Consider the following 798-nt stretch of genomic DNA (forward strand, 5'->3'; position numbering starts at 1 on the left):
CACTGCCTGCCGCTACTGAATAATGTATTAAAAGAGGCTAAAATAATCGCGATTAAAAGCGGTGAGAAAAATAAGACTTTAGACACCTGTAGTGACATTTGGGAAAAAATGACAGAATATGGCTTAGATAGAAAAAGTCTCATGATAAATCTTGGTGGGGGTGTAATCGGAGATATGGGTGGTTTTGGCGCCTCTACCTATAAGCGAGGTATCGATTTTATCAACATCCCGACTACTTTACTATCTCAGGTAGACGCCAGTGTAGGCGGCAAATTAGGCATCGACTTCAAAGGCTTTAAAAATCATATCGGATTATTTAAAGACCCAAAAATGGTACTAGTTGATTCAAAATTTTTGAACACCCTACCAAAGCGAGAGTTACGCTCCGGTTTTGCCGAAATAATAAAACACTCAATTATTGCTGATAAAAATCAATGGAATAAAATTAAGGTCCATGCATTTGATGAATTGGATTTTGAAAAACTAATCCAGCAATCGGTTGCTATCAAAGTGAAAGTAGTAGAAGAAGACCCCGAGGAAGCAGGGTTGAGAAAAATTCTCAATTTTGGACATACTATAGGGCACGCCATAGAAAGTTTCTATCTCGAAACACCTTCGCAACTACTGCATGGTGAAGCCATTGCCATAGGTATGATCTGCGAAGCTTATGTAGCCGAGCAAAAAAACATGTTAACTTCTGTTGAGCTAAAAGAAATTACAGATTATATATTTGGGATTTACGGCAAAACTGATTTACCAAAAGAAGATTTTGACCCGATCATAAATCTGATGAGTCAG

At 37.8% G+C, this 798-nt stretch carries 1 protein-coding gene; it reads left to right on the plus strand.

All coding sequences use genetic code 11. The annotated features are described in order from the left end of the window. A partial coding sequence (gene aroB, locus E1176_RS00500; protein WP_155208633.1) for a 3-dehydroquinate synthase occupies positions 1-798 on the plus strand: 798 nt, incomplete at both ends.

It is taken from the genome of Fulvivirga aurantia (assembly GCF_009711475.1).
Taxonomy (GTDB): Bacteria; Bacteroidota; Bacteroidia; order Cytophagales; family Cyclobacteriaceae; genus Fulvivirga; species Fulvivirga aurantia.